Annotated in this window: 16 protein-coding genes; all 16 read left to right on the top strand. The window is 55.6% G+C overall.

From position 1 onward, the window contains the following. Positions 1-129 precede the first annotated feature (129 nt). Entirely contained in the window at positions 130-978 is an 849-nt protein-coding gene (locus tag C4N04_RS17565) for a DUF6030 family protein (protein ID WP_106796613.1), read from the top strand. Positions 979-1,447: 469 nt separating this feature from the next. Then, the gene (locus C4N04_RS17560) at positions 1,448-2,521 is read left to right on the top strand and encodes an endo-1,4-beta-xylanase (protein ID WP_106796612.1); all 1,074 of its coding nucleotides are present in this window, start codon (positions 1,448-1,450) and stop codon (positions 2,519-2,521) included. Positions 2,522-2,552: 31 nt separating this feature from the next. After that, the gene (locus tag C4N04_RS17555; protein WP_039621504.1) at positions 2,553-3,704 is read left to right on the top strand and encodes a glycosyltransferase; all 1,152 of its coding nucleotides are present in this window, start codon (positions 2,553-2,555) and stop codon (positions 3,702-3,704) included. Further along, complete coding sequence (locus C4N04_RS17550; protein WP_106796611.1) at positions 3,704-4,192, top strand: acyltransferase; 489 nt, start codon at positions 3,704-3,706, stop codon at positions 4,190-4,192. The genes C4N04_RS17555 and C4N04_RS17550 overlap by 1 nt, the downstream gene beginning before the upstream one ends. Positions 4,193-4,234: 42 nt before the next feature. After that, entirely contained in the window at positions 4,235-5,209 is a 975-nt protein-coding gene (locus C4N04_RS17545) for a glycosyltransferase (protein ID WP_077989918.1), read from the top strand. Positions 5,210-5,322: 113 nt separating this feature from the next. Further along, positions 5,323-6,600 (top strand): glycosyltransferase, encoded by a 1,278-nt coding sequence (locus C4N04_RS17540; RefSeq protein WP_077989917.1) that lies wholly within the window; start codon positions 5,323-5,325, stop codon positions 6,598-6,600. After that, positions 6,597-7,559, top strand: a complete 963-nt coding sequence (locus tag C4N04_RS17535; protein WP_009996573.1) for a glycosyltransferase family 2 protein — start codon at positions 6,597-6,599, stop codon at positions 7,557-7,559. The genes C4N04_RS17540 and C4N04_RS17535 overlap by 4 nt, the downstream gene beginning before the upstream one ends. A 10-nt stretch (positions 7,560-7,569) precedes the next feature. Continuing rightward, complete coding sequence (locus C4N04_RS17530) at positions 7,570-8,583, top strand: polysaccharide pyruvyl transferase family protein (RefSeq protein WP_009996572.1); 1,014 nt, start codon at positions 7,570-7,572, stop codon at positions 8,581-8,583. 34 nt (positions 8,584-8,617) lie between these two features. Continuing rightward, the gene (locus C4N04_RS17525; protein WP_225881412.1) at positions 8,618-10,141 is read left to right on the top strand and encodes a lipopolysaccharide biosynthesis protein; all 1,524 of its coding nucleotides are present in this window, start codon (positions 8,618-8,620) and stop codon (positions 10,139-10,141) included. Between the two features lie 76 nt (positions 10,142-10,217). After that, positions 10,218-11,162, top strand: a complete 945-nt coding sequence (locus C4N04_RS17520; protein ID WP_106796623.1) for a glycosyltransferase family 2 protein — start codon at positions 10,218-10,220, stop codon at positions 11,160-11,162. 124 nt (positions 11,163-11,286) lie between these two features. Further along, positions 11,287-12,171, top strand: coding sequence for a glycosyltransferase family 2 protein (locus C4N04_RS17515; protein ID WP_009996567.1), 885 nt, complete (start codon positions 11,287-11,289; stop codon positions 12,169-12,171). Then, a complete protein-coding gene (locus C4N04_RS17510; RefSeq protein ID WP_106796610.1) occupies positions 12,168-13,151 on the top strand; it encodes a glycosyltransferase family A protein in 984 nt (327 codons plus the stop codon). Before C4N04_RS17515 ends, C4N04_RS17510 begins: the two co-directional genes overlap by 4 nt. Positions 13,152-13,175: 24 nt before the next feature. Next, a complete protein-coding gene (locus tag C4N04_RS17505; protein WP_096768908.1) occupies positions 13,176-14,570 on the top strand; it encodes an O-antigen ligase family protein in 1,395 nt (464 codons plus the stop codon). A gap of 3 nt (positions 14,571-14,573) precedes the next feature. Next, on the top strand, positions 14,574-15,614 hold the full coding sequence (locus tag C4N04_RS17500) for an acyltransferase (RefSeq protein WP_077989913.1): 1,041 nt from the start codon (positions 14,574-14,576) through the stop codon (positions 15,612-15,614). A 151-nt stretch (positions 15,615-15,765) separates the two neighbouring features. Beyond that, complete coding sequence (locus C4N04_RS17495; RefSeq protein ID WP_009994998.1) at positions 15,766-16,224, top strand: polysaccharide biosynthesis glucuronosyltransferase; 459 nt, start codon at positions 15,766-15,768, stop codon at positions 16,222-16,224. Continuing rightward, positions 16,221-16,697, top strand: a complete 477-nt coding sequence (locus C4N04_RS17490) for a glycosyltransferase (RefSeq protein ID WP_009994997.1) — start codon at positions 16,221-16,223, stop codon at positions 16,695-16,697. Before C4N04_RS17495 ends, C4N04_RS17490 begins: the two co-directional genes overlap by 4 nt. Positions 16,698-16,719 lie beyond the last annotated feature (22 nt).

Genomic DNA, 16,719 nt, shown 5'->3' with positions numbered 1-16,719 from the left:
TCTTGCCGATGACACGCCCGACGCGGCAGAATGCCGAACAGCAAGCCAAGATATTTAACGGATGGATGTATACTGCTGTATCAAGACAGCCCGATCGAAACCCTTCTCGCGTATTCGGAGAAGATAAGCTTGCCCGACAATCCGTCGCCCGTATATGCGAAACAGCCGGTGGGAAAACCGCGGATTCCCGTGGTCTTCTGGTTGCTGCTGACGATTTCCCTGTCGCTCATCATCGGAACCGTGCTTCTTTCCAACGACATGAAGCACTTGAGGACGATCGATCGCTATTTCGGCCTCGATCTCTTTTCATATGAGGTCAAGCCGCCGCCACCGAAGGCGCTTCCCCGCCCGGCACCACCGGCCTCAGTCAGGCTTCCCTTACATGCCCTCGAACCGCCTATGGCGCAGACCGCATCAACCTTTCTGCGGACGTGGCGCATCTCAGGAGCGGCAATGTGCGCCGCCCTGCGTAACGCCGGCATCCAAACCAGCGATTGGGCGGCAGCGAGCTTCAACGCCGCTACCTTCGAATGCTTTTTCGAACACAGCGGCAAACGTGAAAATGATCAACTTCCCAGTTCCATCTTCGTCATTGTTCGCGGCGATGCCGCGGGCACGATCAACAACATGCGCGTGAAGATCGTCAATCCAGAGACCGACCAGAACGGCCAGCTCGACCCGAGTATCCTGCGGATTTTCGAGGTCATGCTCAGCCAGCCGCAATGGCTGGATTTTCATGAGGCGCTCAACGCAATCAAGAATCTGAGGGACATCAAGGAAGACGGTTTCGGCGCCAGCATCACCTTCAGCCGCGAAGTGCTCAACCCGGAACGCTACAATTTTACGCTCTCGCTGGATGCGGCCTCGGAACCCCAAAAGAGAACGAGAAATTATTTTTCCGACAGAACCTGGCTTCCATCGCCGGAGCCGACGGCTGAGACCGACCCCGCGCAATCGGCGCCGGCATCAGCGCAATAAAACGGGAATGAGCAGCCGCGGACGCTGGTCGAGGCCGCCCGCATGACCTGTCTGTCAGGCATGCGACCTGCATCGTCGTGACGCCGGGCCAGAATTTGGTAAAGCTCTTTTCAAAACTGTCCCCGCCCGGTCGTTCGCTGCCGTAAAAAACCAAGGCTGCGCACTGTAGGTCATCGAGACGAGAGAAATCGTTTCGAAGGGTCGCCATAAAAAAACGGCATTTTGAAATGCCAAATGAAAAACGCTCATTACGCAGCTGAACCAATCTTCCATCACGAGCGTCCTCCGGGAAGATCTATCTCTTGGCACAGACTGAAAAGCCTAGCGGATACAGTATTCGCTCCAGGGAAAGTAAGAGGTTGCATCACTCCGCCAAAGCAAACGCAACTCGGTACGGAACCGCCGCAAACCGACCCGGCTGCCGCAAGTTCGGTCCCGGACATGAGAAAAGCCCACAGCGAGGATTAGAATGAACAGAAGACGTTTCCTCGCTTCGCTTCCGCTCGCGCTGTCTTTTGTTCAGGCGGGCGCGGTCCTGGCCAAGGCGCCGGCGGAACCAGGGCTGCGCGCCCTTGCCGACAGCAAATCGTTACGGTTCGGATCGGCAATCGACCTGCAAAATATTGGCGATCCAGCCGCCTGTGAGCTCTATGTCGAAAATGTCAATTCCATAACGCCGCGCAACGAATTGAAGTGGAAAGCGACGGAAAAAAGTCCCGGCGTTTTTTCCTTCGGTGGCGCCGACAGGATGGTTGCATTCGCACGAAAAAACAACATGAGGGTTTATGGGCATACGCTGATCTGGTATCGCGCCCCGGATTGGGTGTCTGAGATCTCCGACGCGCGAGCCCTCCGGACGGTCATGAACCGTCATATAAAACAGGTTGTCGCTCGCTATAAGGGCTCCGTCGATGCCTGGGATGTGGTGAACGAGCCGTTGGAATATGATGCGCCCGACCTCAGAAATTGTGTTTTCCGACGCCTTCTCGGCGACGATTACATTCGCATGAGTTTCGATATGGCGCATGAGGCCGATCCGGCTGCGACGCTGGTACTCAACGAAACGCATCTTGAGAAAAAATCCGACATTTTCGAACAAAAGCGCGTGCACATTCTCAAAATCGTCGAGAAGCTCGTCGCCAGCAAGACTCCGATCAACGCGGTTGGGCTGCAGGCGCATTTCCGCCCGGGTCTCGACCGGATCGATCCGGAGGGAATGGGGCGTTTTTGCGCGGCTCTGAAGGATATGGGTATCGGTGTCTATATCACCGAACTCGATGCTTCCTGCCACTTCCTGAAGCACGACCAAGGCTTCACGCCGGCCGCCTACGCCGATATTTTTCGTGACGTGATCACCGTGGCGGCCGAACGCGGCGACTTGAAAGGCGTCACCGTATGGGGCATGTCGGAAAAATACGGCGAGCCCGATGAAACGGAGACCGATGCCGATGCAGCCTGCACAAAGCGCATTAATCTCTACGATGAAAACAACGCGCCGCGCAGTTCAGCTGATGGCATCCGGCGGGCAATAGAGGCGATGTGATGCGCAAGACAACGGAGACGTCGACAGATTCATGAAAAAGGCAGTTATTTATGTGGAAAAATTTCTGCCTGCCAGCCAGGCATTTGTCCTCAATCAAGCGGTAGCGTTTCGTTCGTTCGAGGCGGAAATTCTTGCCGGTACGCGAATTTCCTCGGCCCACACAAAAAAATCCACTGTTAAGGTTCACGACATCCGCCGGTCCCCGATCGCGCGGGCCGGTGAACTGCTGTTGAAAATTCCACAGGTCGGCCTGCCTTCGCTCTTTCCCGCGATCGGCCGGGCCGATCTGGTTCACGCGCATTTCGGCAAGAACGGCTACGTCATCGGTCCCTTGGCGCGGGCCGCCGGCAAGCCGCTCGTCACAACGTTTCACGGCTTCGACGCCACCTATCGCGGCGATCCGAAAAAACCGGGCGGCTTCAATCAGGTGCGCTTCTTCGCCAAGGGCCGGAGCGAGATGGCCGGTTGGAACAGCTGGAACATCGCCGTTTCCGATTTCATCCGCGACCGGCTGCTGGCGCTCGGTTTCCGTGCCGACCGCGTCTATCGCCACCACATCGGCATCGATCTCGATCTCTTCAAAATGGAACCTCGCCCCCGAAAAAAGGGACTGGTGGTTTCCATCGCCCGTTTCGTCGACTATAAGGGCCACCGCTTCATGATCGACGCGCTGTCGCGTGTGGCGGCGACCGGCACGCCGGTCGAATTCGTCATGGTGGGTCAGGGACCGCTGAAAGAGGAAATCGAGGCGCTAGCGCGTCGTTCCTTGCCAAGCGTCACGATCCATGAAAATCTGTCGCAGACTGAGATAAGGGATCTGCTGGCCAGTGCAGAGCTTTATCTCCACGGCAGCGTGACCCTCGACAATGGTCACGCAGAAGCGTTCGGCCTCGCCAATCTTGAGGCCGAGGCCGTCGGCACTCCGGTCGTCGCATTTCGCTCGGGAGGCGTGGGCGAAGCGATCGAGGAGGGGAAAACTGGCTATCTCGTGGAGGAGCGGGATGTCGCGGGAATGGCGGAAGCGGTTGGAAAGCTGCTCAACGACCAGGCCCTGTGGACAACCTTCAGCGCGCGGGCACCGCTTCTGGTGGCCGAGCGCTTCGACATACGTCGACAAACGGGGATGCTCGAGGACTATTACAGTTCCGTGCTAGACGAATTTTCCAGCCGGGGTCGGACTTGATGGTGCAGATAGGAAAGAAGCCGAAGTGGGGACTGAACGTATTTCGGCCGCTGCGGAACGGAATCGTCAGGGCCAAGTGGCTCTACTATACGAAATTCTGGGGAATGGACATCGATCCGACGGCAAGCTTTTCCTTAAGCGTGCGCTTCGATAAGACCAACCCGAAAGGCTTGCATATCGGCGCTGAGACCTATGTCGCCTTCGAAGCCGCGATCCTGACCCACGACCTCACGCGCGGCCTCTATCTGCACACGAGGATCGGCAAACGCTGCTTCATCGGCGCCCGCAGCATCATTCTGCCCGGCGTCGAAATCGGCGATGAGTGCGTCATCGGCTCGGGCTCGGTGGTGACCAAGAGCGTGCCGCCGCGCTCGCTCGTCGCCGGCAACCCGGCAAAGATAATCCGCAGCGACATCAAGATCATTTCGCGTTACGGCCGCATGGCGACGAATGAGTCATCGGATGCATTTAAGGCAGCAGGCGAATAATTGAAGCTTTCCAGATTAGGCGCAGTGTCTCCGAGGAATGATATGACAGGTATTAAAATCACCGTGTTGTTTTCTACCTACAATGGTGCAAGGACGCTTCCGCGCATGCTGGATGCACTCTGCGCCTGTACACTTCCGCCAGGTCGTTGGAAGATCGTCGCGGTCGACAACAACAGCACGGACGATACGGCCAAGATTCTGGACTCTTACAAGGACCGTCTCCCGCTCGAGGTGTATTTTGAGCAGAAGCAGGGGAAGGAAAGCGCGTTGGCGCTGGGGTTTCGCCACTTGGAGGGCGACCTCGTCGTTTTAACGGACGACGACGTCATTCCGGATCCGGATTGGCTCGACCAATTCATCCGCCTCTCTGAAGAACAGCCGGAATTCAGCATATTCGGAGGACTTATTTTACCCGAGTGGGAAAGCCCGCCAAGATTTCCGTGGCTTCTGAAGGATAATCGCGCAGCCATCCTCTATGCCCTGAACGAGAGCCTCGAGGAAGGCCCCACCTTAGCCGGATATATTTTTGGTCCAAATTCAGCGTTCCGCCGCGCCATTATCGGATCAGGCTATGTGGTGCACGATAATCTAGGGCCAAATGCATCGGTTAAACAGTATCCAATGGGGCAGGATACCGCCTTCGCAATGCGGCTGGAGGGCGCCGGGGCAAAAGCCTACCATTCCCGCCGCCCAAAAGTCCGTCACATCATTAAGTCAACCTATGTCGAGGAAGACTGGGCAATAGCGCGCGCCGAGCGCTATGGAATGGGTATGGTGGTGCTCCGCTCGGCGCTCTTCGATAGAAAACGAAAAATCGCTGGCGTTCCAGCAAGCACTGCCCTTCTCTGGCTCGCAATGGCACCTGTCTGTTCGCTGTTTCGCAGACTGCCTTCTGGTGAAACACGCTTCAGGTTGCTTTGGAAACAGTCCCTACGACAAGGCATCTTACATCAATTTATAAAGCAGCGCGGTGCTCGCGCCCATGCGTCTGAACTGGGGGTTCGCGCCGGTGGCTAAGCATTTTGAAGAGGATGGCTTTAGTACCGCTAGCCACGTCGAAGCCGACAACTAGGCTGAAGGGCCTGGCTCACAACCACGCCGCAGAACCAATATCATAGACGAGGAATAACTTGAAAGTTACGTACTTCTCTCTGTCTTTTCCCGAGCTGACACAAACCTTCGTCTTTAACGAGATGAAAGCTCTCGGGAATCTAGGCGCCGATATTGACGTTGTCGCTTTGAGCCGACCGATCGACAATATATCGACTTTGCCAGAAAATTATGGATTTGCCGATCGCATTCGATATGTGACAGCGGTTAAGAGACGCTCAGTCCGGATAGCAATCATGGCAAAGGGGGCGGCTGAGCTTCTCTCACGCGGAAAAATACGCGCGCTTTGGCGCCTCCTCACTTCTCGTGACGGTGAGATCAATTTGCCGATCTCATTGAAATTCAGTATCGCCGCCAAACTTCGATCAGACGGCGCAACGGCGAAAGTCATCCATTGCCACTTCGGACCGGCGGGACGCGTCGTCGCGCATCTGAAAAGGCTCGGGCTCATTGACGCTCCAATAACGACTGTTTTTCATGGGTATGACCTCACACAATATATGGACGGTCGATCCCCGCGGGTCTATCGCGAGCTTTTTGAACAATCTGACCTCTTGATTCCGATCAGCGATCTGTGGCGCAGCCGCTTGATCGACCTTGGCGCCCCCCCGGAGAAAGTGAAGACGATCCGCCTTGGGATCGATTGCGAGGCGTTTGGCTGCAAGGCCAGAAGCATCGTCCCGGGTGAGAAAATACGCCTTATAACAATCGGGCGAATGACAGAGAAGAAAGGACATCGTTTCACTATTGAGGCTTTTTCTCAGCTTGTGTCTCGACGGCCAGATCTGGATCTATCGCTCGACGTCATTGGCAGCGGACCGCTGCTCGACGACATGCGCAACCTCGCTCAGGATTTGGGGTGTGCAGACCGGATTCATTTTCACGGCGGCATGGCTCACCAAGAGATCAGACGACTTTTAGGTCAAGCACATATCTTTGTACTGCCAAGCGTTACGGCTGCCGATGGGGATATGGAAGGCATACCCGTGTCAATCATGGAAGCTATGGCAATGGGAATTGCCGTTATCAGTACCCAACACAGCGGTATTCCAGAACTAGTCAGTCACAAGCAATCAGGTCTGCTCGTACCAGAAAGCGACACGGAGGCTCTATCGCGCGCGATGGAGCAATTGATCATCAGTCCTCACCTAATCCAAGCGATGGGATTGCAGGGGCGTCGGATTGTCGAAGAAGAATTCAACGAAGAAAAGCAGACACGCGCACTGCTTCAATCATTCAACCGCATCACTGAGCAACCGGGGTCTCGTTCCATGGACCGACTGACGGTGCAAGAATGACGACGTCAGATGATTGTGTAGAAGTTTCTGTCATCATAGCTGCCTTCAATTGCGCCAGCTTTATTCGGCGTGCGATTATGTCAGCTTTGACTCAGGATCACCCCGCCCTTGAAGTCATTGTTGCGGACGATTGTTCCACCGATGATACAGTCGACGTTGTCCGCCAAATGATGGCTTCTGACAACCGCATTAGGATTACTCGTCTCCAAAAAAACAGCGGCCCCTCGGCCGCCCGCAACGAGGCTATTAGAGCTGCTAGCGGAAAATGGATAGCGGTTCTTGATGCCGATGATGCTTATGCGCCTGGACGGATAAGCCGACTGGTTGAAGCTGCCGAAAGGCACTCTGTGGATTTCGCAGCCGACAACTTCCTTTATTTTGATGCCCAATCCGGAGAGATGGGGAAGCCCGCCCTGTCCACGACTCCAAAAGAGGAACTGGTCGATCTTCATGCTTTCCTACGTCAAGCGCGCCCTTACGCAACAGAAGCTGACTATGGGCTTTTGAAACCACTCTATCGGCGTTCATTCCTCATCGAACACGATATAGCTTACCCAACAGAGCGGCGGCACGGAGAAGATTTTCTTATTTACGTCAACATTCTTCTGCACACGGGCCGCATGCTGCTTTTGAGGGAACCTGGCTATATCTATACGACCAGATCCTCAGGATGGAGCCGCACGGTAGTCGACTATCGGGATCAGGTTGAAGCGACAGCCCGCCTGATGAAAGACCAAAGGGTCGCAACCGACAAATCGGCAAGGCACCTTCTTTTAGCGAGGAAAAAGGCACTCCTCCGCTTATCCACAGAGCGAGCATGTCACCACCATATGGTATCAGGAAACCATGTCACTCTAGTTCGCGCTATATTTGGCGATTTTTCGAACGCGGATATTCCCCTGAGAATTCTAACCCGCGCGATCACCAAGAAAATCGCAAACAAATTCAAGAACGCATAGGACCCTCTCCATGGACGTATTCTATTTCAAAGATCCGAAGTTCAATTTTGGAGACGATCTGAATGCTTATATCTGGAAGGAGGTTTTGCCGAAAAATGTCTTGGAATCACCAGATCTAACCGTCGTTGGCATTGGAAGCATTCTCACCTCAGAGCGCCTGGAGAAGTTTGTCGGCGGCGACAGGAAAATAGCGGTTTTAGGTACCGGAGTATCTTACGGAACGCCCCCGTCCGATATGTCCGCCTGGTGCCTGGCGGCGGTCAGAGGCCCCCTATCGGCTGCGGTCTTGGGTCAGCCGAATCTCTCGGTCACTGACGGGGCAATCCTGCTGGCCCTGACCCAGAATCTCTACACAAAACAGGACAAGCCTGAAAAAATCATATTCATGCCGCATAGATCGTCACTTCAAAGAGGTTCGTGGGAACCGATCGCGACGGAACTGGGCATGGAATATGTCAGCCCCCAAACAGATACACTCGAGATTTTGAGGAAGTTCGGCGAGGCAAAGCTGGTCATAACTGAAGCCATGCATGGCGCTATCGTCGCAGACACAATGAGAATCCCGTGGATTCCCGTTACGATTCATCCTCACATTGATGAATTCAAATGGAAAGACTGGACGTATTCAATGGGCCTTGATTACAGACCGATATCACTGCCGTCGATAAGCGCAGATGATTTTATTTACTACCAAGGCCTTCGCGGGAACATGAAGAAATTCGGCATCCACGGCACAGATACAATTCGGCCGGGGCAAGATAGGAAAATGTACTTAGATTACCTAAGCCGCCGATTTTCGCCGAGCTATGAACAACTACACCATCTTACGAAGAGCATACAGCATACTAGAAAGGCAGTTTCAAAATTTGCTCGGATTACTAAACCCTTATGCAAAGCTAACGCGAGGCGGGCGTTGGGACAGGCTATGAAATCTCCTCAATACTTAAGTGGACAGGCTTTGTTCGACGAGAAGCTTCTAAGGATGCAAGAGGCGATCAGGACAGTCGAAAAATTTGTGTCTTGAGCAAGGGCTCGTTGTTCAATTGGAGAATGCAAACTTGGCTGGCCAGAAGAACGAAAAAATCGGGGCAAAAGCGCTAAATGCGTCGGCGATCTTGCTCTTTGGTGTGATTTATAATCGCACTGTTTTCCTCGCGACGACCGTCGTCCTTGCTCGCCTTCTATCCCCGGAGGACTTCGGGCTGGTTGCATTGGGAACGAGCCTTTTAACGATTCTGCTTGCAATAACGGAATTATCCCTCGGCAGCGCACTAATTCATCAAAAGGAAATCACGGACGATGATTTCCACACAGCCTTTACCTTAGGGGCGATCAGAGGCGTCTTGCTTGCAGCTGTTATGGTGGTAAGCGGCTACATAATGGCCGAAGCTTACGGTGATGAGCGGCTAATCGGTGTATGTGCGGGTTTGGCAGTTCGACCGTTGCTAACGGGCCTCGGAAGCCCGAAGTACATCATTTACTCTAAAGAATTGAGCTTCGGGACAGTCGCCTTCCAAGAGGGGCTCAATTTCACGATACAATTCATCGTATCCGTCGCATGGGCCTATCTAACCGATAGCTACTGGGCAATCGTCGCGGGAGCGGTAGCAGCGAGCGTTGTCGGAACGGCCATGACGTTTATGGCGTCACCTTACGTCCCAAAAATTTCCTTCCGATCGCTATCCAAGCTTCTACACTTTTCCATATGGCTGACGCTGAACCAAGCCGTCTCAGCTGTAGGCAACCGATTTGATAACTTCCTGGCCGGCGGGTGGCTCGGAATCGCCACCTTTGGCGCCTATAACGTTGGAAACAATACTGCAGGCTTGATAACTCAATCAGCAATTTTGCCCCTACAGCGCGTTCTATTCCCGAGTTTTGCGAAAATATCCGATGACAAGCAACGCGTTCAGAGCGCGTTTCAACGGAGCCAGTCCTCACTTTTCGCGATCGGCATGGCTGTCGGCGCTGGCCAAGCTTTGGTTGCCGAGCCCTTTGTGTATCTTGCTCTGGGACCGCATTGGCCCGTAGCGGTACTCGTAATTCAGGTTATCGCTCCGATCTTGGGCTGGCAGATTGTCTTTGGCCCGGCAAATGCGCTCGCTTCCGCCCTTGGCGAGACAAAGATGCTCTTCAACAGGACGCTCCTTCTCCTGATGTTCAGAGTGCCAATTGTGTTTATCGGCTTATATTTCTATGGGCTGCCCGGCTTGCTCATATCCAGAGCAATATCTGGTGGGGTCGTTGTTTCCATCGTCAATATCTATGTAGTTAAGAAACTCACCGGATTGACATTGTGGGATCAACTTAGCGTCACCTGGCGTTCGTGGGTCAGTGGCCTTGCGATGACAGCGGTCGTTCTGGGATTGGGCGCGAACTCCGCACCGATTTCCAGTCACCTTGATGCGGCCTATGCGTTGGCGTGGATGATTTCTGTTGGTGGAATTGTCTATTGCGGCGTTCACGTATTGCTATGGGTAGTTGGGGGTCGTTCAGAGATCGGCATTGAAGCCGAGATCGCGAAGGTTCTTACGAAAATATACCAACGCTATCGGAAAATACCTCAAAGATTGCCGCTTTGATGTGGGCAGCAGAGCGTTTCGGCGGGCAAAACATGCGGCTTTTCTCTTTCGACCTCACCACAAGGATTGGTAAATGATGTCGGATCTCTTCGTCAGCGTACTCTTTTCATCCTACAACGGCGCCAGCCGCCGGTTGCGCCACACTTTGGATTCCTTATTGAGGCAGGAGCTTCCTCATGATCAATGGGAACTAATTGCCGTTGACAACAACAGCAATGACGACACGTTTGATCTTTTGAAATCTTATAGCGACAAGCTGCCCATCATCATCCTGCAGCACCCCACGCCGGGTAAGTCGGGGGCGCTGAACCTGGCTCTGGACCGGGTGAAGGGCGATCTCATCGTCTTTACGGATGACGATGTTCGCGCCGAACCCAACTGGCTGAAGGCGATCGTCGATTGCGCCCTCGCCCATCCGGGTTATGGCGTCTTCGGCGGCAGAATCGTCCCCGATTGGGAAAAAGAGCCTAAAGACCCTTTTATCGAATGGATTCCGATGGGATCCACCTTTGCGATTGTCGATGAAACACAAAGCGGACCGTGTGATCCGACAAAAGTCTGGGGTCCGAATACGATCATCCGGCGGGAGCTGCTTGGAACGAGCGTGCGCTATCGCGAAGATATCGGTCCTCTTCCGGGAAAGATTTTTGCCATGGGCGAGGATGCCGAAATCATCATTCGCCTCGCGGCAAATGGCGTCAAATCCTATAGATGCGCCGAAGCCGTGGTTCATCACTGGATACCGGCATCCAGCGTCACTGAGGATTGGGTGCAGAAAAGAGGTGAGCGGCTTGGCTACGGCATGCCGGCGCTCTTTCCCGACGAGGTGCCCGGAGGTGTCAGATTAAGCGGAGTTCCGCTTCGAACCTGGATCGAAAGCGCGCAATGGGCCTTCCGTGCAGCCCTGCTTTATCTCCTGCCGCGATCGAAGACGCGTTTTTGGGCGATCTGGAAATATTACTATATGCGCGGCTACCGCGCCGGAATTCGCCGATACGCGCCTGGGACCCTGGCGCGGTAATCGATTGGCCAGCTGCATGCTTCCTTAAATCAGAAACAATTAGAGGATAAGTCATGCGGCACCTCAAAGCATTACAGCGTCCTTTGCGCGTTTCAAAAGACGCGGCGCTGTCGGAGACGGTAATTTGAAACTCTCGGTGCTGATCAACAATTTCAATTATGGGCAATTCCTGCGCCCATGCATCGACAGCGTTCTGTCGCAGAACTATCCGGACTTCGAGGTCATCGTGGTCGACGACGGCTCCACGGATGATTCCAGGGAGATCCTCGCTTCCTACGGCGCGCGCATTCGGTCCGTGCTGAAGGAAAACGGCGGCCAGGCCTCGAGCTTCAATGCCGGTTTTGACGCGGCGAGCGGGGATATCCTCTTTCTCCTCGACGCCGACGACGCATTCCTTCCCGGCAAACTGGCGCGCATTGCCGAAATCTATGACCGCAACGAGATCGACTGGTGCTTCGACCGTGTGACGACCAAAGAAGACGACCAGCCTCCCGTGGAGCTGCAGGTGACGCTGTTCGACAAGCGGGAGACGTTGCGCAAAGGCGGTTTTCCTTCGCTTCCGGTGCCGACATCCGGCTTGAGTTTCCGCCGCGCCCTGCTGTCTCAGATATTGCCGATGTCCGTGGCGACGGATGTCGTTCTCAGCGACAATTATATCAAGTTCGCGGCAGCATATCTCGGCCGCGGCGCCATCGTCGAGACGCCGCTGACATTCCAACGCATTCATGCGTCGAACCGCTACACGGGCACGAGCAGGGCAAAGACGCTTCGCCCGCGGATCATGATCGCCACCGGGCTGGAACTGGCGCGCCGTTATGACGGGCTGCAGGCGCTCGGCAAGAGTCTGGTGGCCGGCGGTATTGCGCAAACGACATCGCTGCTCAAGCTCCGCAGCGAAGCCCGAAACACCGTCGCCGGCGGTCCCTTCGGTCAGGATGCCGCAACCGAAGTGGCCTTGATGGCCGTGCGCAAGCGACTGGGAAATATGTTGCGCGGAGGACAGTCATGAACCGGCAAGACACCTTCCCGCATTCATCGGCTAAAGCCGATCAGCCAGGCATGTCGGCGTTGAACATCGCCGTCGGTGTGCTGACCTACCGGCGGCTGGACGGGATCGCCAAGCTGCTAGATGTGATGACACGCCAGACCAGGCATCCGGCTCGCCCCTATCATTTGACCATGGTAATCGTCGACAATGATGCGGCCGGCAGTGCAAGAGCCACGGTCGAAGGCTTTGACCAGACGGGCGCCTATGATCTGATCTATGTCGTCGAGCCGAACCAGGGCATACCCTTTGCGCGCAACCGCGCCATGGATTCAGCTCCTGCCGGCACCGACCTCTTCTGCTTTCTCGATGATGACGAATGGCCGGTCGATGGCTGGCTCGATGCAATGCTTGAGACCCGGGAGAAAAACCGCGCCGACTGCGTCTACGGCCCCGTCCAGCCTGTCTATCCCGACAACCCGCCGGAATATTTCATCAAGGCGAAGGTTTTCGAGCGCAAGAAGAACAAGGACGGTCAACGCATTTCCTATGCGGCCTCGAACAACGTCATGTTCGATTATCCGCTGATCCGCTCGTGGAATCTGCGTTTCGAAGAGAAGATGCGCTTCACCGGGGGCACCGATTATCTCTTCTTCAATCAGGCCATTCGCCGCGGTATGCAGGTTTTCTGGGCTGACAAGGCGCTCGTCTATGATATCGTTCCTGCCAGCCGTATGACCTGGAAGTGGGTATTGCAGCGGCAATACCGGCTCGGCAACACTTTCGCCGTCAGTGAGGTCCTGCACGGCAATCTCAAGCGCCGGCTCTATCGCGCCGCCTATGGCGCCTCGAGAGTGATACTCGGGTTGGCCATGCTGCCGGCAATCGCGATTTCACCCTATTGGGGCATGCGGGCGCTCACCCACGTGCTGCGCGGCGCCGGCATGGTCAACGGCATCCTCGGACATGCATACCAGGAATATAAGCCCAATGCCGCCCTCTGATACTGTTTGCAGGAGCGTCCTCGGATGAGTGTCAGCCCTACCTATGTTCGAGACGGAGATATCGGCCTGCGGCCGGCCACCCGCGCACGGCCGCGCCACGGCATAAAAAAGGAGACGCTCGTCCGTCTGCTCCTGACGGGCATATTCTACCTCGCACTGCTCCGGGCCACCGGCATGTGGTATGGTTATCCTGCGAATTTCGACGAAGGCGTGTCTGTTGATCCGCTTCCTCAGAAGCTGATGCTTTATTCGCTGATCCCGTTGATCGGCCTTTATTGTCTTCTTGAACCGAACCGCTTCCTCGCCTTTTTCCGCGGCATTTCACCCCTTGTCTGTGCCGTGATCTTTGCGATCGTAGTGTCATTCGCCGGTTCGCTCGATTTCGGCGCCTCCGTTCGCGGCGCCGCGGCCGTCGGTCTGCTGGCGCTCGGTCCCCTGCTCTTTCGACTGCGCTACGGCAACGAGGAAACCCTACGTCTCCTTGCCAATTTTGCCGTTTTCTCCGCCTTCGCAAATGTCCTCTATACGGCCGCCTTCCCGCGTTTCGGGATCATGGGCGGCTCGCTGGCTGGCGCCGTGAAGGGGCTGTTTTATCACAAGAATACAATGGGACAGTTCTGCGCGATCTGCTTTATCGTGCTTATTTCCCATCGCCTGCCCTCCCCCAGGCTGCGCTACAGCGGCTTGCTGAGAAGCTTCGCCATCCTGCTGACCCTGCTCCTTGTCGTGGTCTCCTTGTCGTCGACGGCCGTCGTCATGGTGGCGATCGGTCTCGCGACGATTTTCGGCCTGAAGATGATGGAAAGCGTCAGGCACAGCATGGCCCGCGCTTTCATCGTGCTCTTCCTCTGCCTCCTCATCGGCGTCGCCGGATCGATCGCCTATCTCGGCGTCGCCCAAGCCGTCGCGGAAGCTTTCGGCAAGGACCTGACGCTGTCGGGCCGCTCCGATATCTGGGAACAGGTGATCCCGCTGATCTACGACAGGCCGATCTTCGGCTATGGCTTCGCCACGTTCCGGCAGGCCGACATTGTCGAGGAATATGTCCGTCTCGGCCACACCGTCCGCTCGCTGCACAACACCTACCTCGAGATTTGTCTCAACATCGGTATTCCGGGCTTTCTCTGCTGGATCGCTTTCCTGTTGACGCGGATCTTCAAGAAGATTGCCGCGGTCTACAAGAGCCATCAGCTTCAGACCGTCCAGGCAAAAGAGGTCGCCCTGATCCTTCTTGTCATGATCGGCGCGATGACCGAAGCGGGAATGATGCTCGCGCCGATCGGTCTATGGCCGGTCCTCGTCTCCGTCTTGCCCATGACGACGGAACCCATTGTCCCGCCGCGTCGGCGGCGGCTTCTCTCGAGAAGATCGGCCGGGCGGCGGAGCTTCGACCATTCACAACCCGTTTCAGGAGAGTAGGCAATGACCAGCGCCCCAATGGCCGTGCCGGAATCGAAGAGAGCCACGGTCAGCGTCGAACGCGAAAAGTTGCTGGATATCGAGCGCGGCAAAGGCCTCGGCATCCTGCTGGTCGTCTACGGCCACCTCGTCATGCAGGGCACGCTTGGCGAACAGGCATGGTACCAGGCGACGAAAGCGGCGATCTACACGTTCCACATGCCCTTCTTCATGTATCTCAGCGGCTTCGTGTTCTTTTTCACCGGCGCGCACAACGCGCTTGACCGGAACTTCGGCGCGTTCTTCGCCAAGCGGTTTGACCGGCTGCTGATCCCGTTTATCGTGATGTGCCTGATCAACGTCTTCGGCAAGCAGTTCGCCGAGATGTTCATTCACGTCGACGATGGCGTCAGCGGCTTCTGGCAGGGGCCATGGGCGGTAATTTCGAACAGCCCGAACAACCCGACCATTTCGATCTGGTACCTTCTGGTGCTTTTCGTCTATTCGGTGCTGACACCCATCCTGTGGCGGCTGAGCGGCCGGCAGATCGGCATCCTTTTCCTGTTCTCGCTGGCGATCTACTTCATCCCCGCTTCGGAGAGGTTTTATGTCGCGCGAATTCTAAGCTATTTCGTATTCTTCGCCGCCGGCATGCTGAGCTGCAAATACTCCGCCTACGCGCTCAATATATTCTCCAAATATATCGTCGTCTGGCTGATCGTTTTCGCGGCCGCGCTTTATATCGGCCGGAGCTTCCCCTATTGGCTTCTTCTATGTGGGGCGGCGTCGATCCCGTTCCTGCATGCTCTGGTCAGATTGCCGATTTTCGAAAACGACAAGATCCTTCTCTGGTTCGGCCAGAATTCGATGGTGATCTATCTGCTCAATACGATCTTCATTGGAATAGCCAAGGGTGTCTATGTGAAGATCCTGCCCTATCACGGGCCATGGTTTGCATTCATGATCGCTATATTGATGATATCAGGAACATTATTGCCGATTTTGGCCAAGATGGCGCTTCAGGCAGTGCCGATGGCGGGATCCGTTTATAAGTATGTCAGGTGAGCCACTGCCCCGAATTGAGATTTTCCCGACCCATGCGCTCGACCTGCCGGCCAATGATGTTAGAATTCGATTAAACTGCCGTGCTACAGCCACGGTTTCGGTGGAATGGTCTTGCCTCTAATCATCGGTCAAACATAGGAGAAGCCTGTCTATGGCTGAGAAAAAATTGAAGGTTCTCGCTGCGTCGTCAGGGGGCGGCCATTGGGAACAGCTGATGACCATGCGCAGCGCCTTCGAGGGCTGCGACATCATTTTTGCTACCACCATCCCGGGACTGCTTTCCAAATACGACATTCGGGACGGACTGGTCCTTCCCGATTGCAGCCGCGATTCGATCACCATGTCGATCCGGTGTTTTTTCAGCGCTTTCGCCATAGTCATCAGGCACAGGCCTGACGTCATCATCTCCACTGGTGCCGCGCCCGGGCTTTTTTGCCTGCTTGCCGGCAAATTGACAGGCAAGCGCACGATCTGGATCGATAGCGTCGCCAATGTCGAGAAACTGTCCCTTTCGGGGAAACTGGCCGGCCATATTGCCACGCTCTGGCTCACGCAATGGCAACATCTGTCGCGGCCGGACGGCCCGCATTACGCAGGAGCTGTCCTTTGATCCTGGTCACCGTCGGAACCCAGCTGCCGTTCGACCGCCTCGTCAAGGCGGTCGATGCCTTCGCCAAAGAGTTGCCCAGGCCGGTTCTGGCGCAGATCGGCAAAGGCACCTACACGCCTGAGAACATGAAATGGATCAAGAATATCGAACCTGCCGACTTCGACAGGATGTTTCGCGAGGCGAGCGTCATCGTTTCTCACGCGGGCATCGGCACCGTGCTCACGGCGAAACGTTTCGGCAAGCCGATTATCCTCGTTCCCCGCAAGGCAGCCCTTGGTGAACACCGAAACGATCATCAGCTGGCGACCGTCAGCCAGCTCGTCGACCGGCCGGGCATCTATGTCGCGCATGACGATGACGAACTGAAAGATTATCTCCTGCAGGACCTCAGCAGTCCCTCTCATGAAGATCCGTCCGATGTCGGCCGGACGTCGCTGGTCAACTATTTGAAGGGTTATCTCGCGGCAGGCTGAGCCCGCGACCGGCCGCAGACGC

The sequence above is a fragment of the Rhizobium sp. H4 genome (assembly GCF_003013335.1).
Taxonomy (GTDB): domain Bacteria; phylum Pseudomonadota; class Alphaproteobacteria; order Rhizobiales; family Rhizobiaceae; genus Rhizobium; species Rhizobium sophoriradicis.
This window is presented reverse-complemented; position numbering and strand designations above follow the sequence as displayed.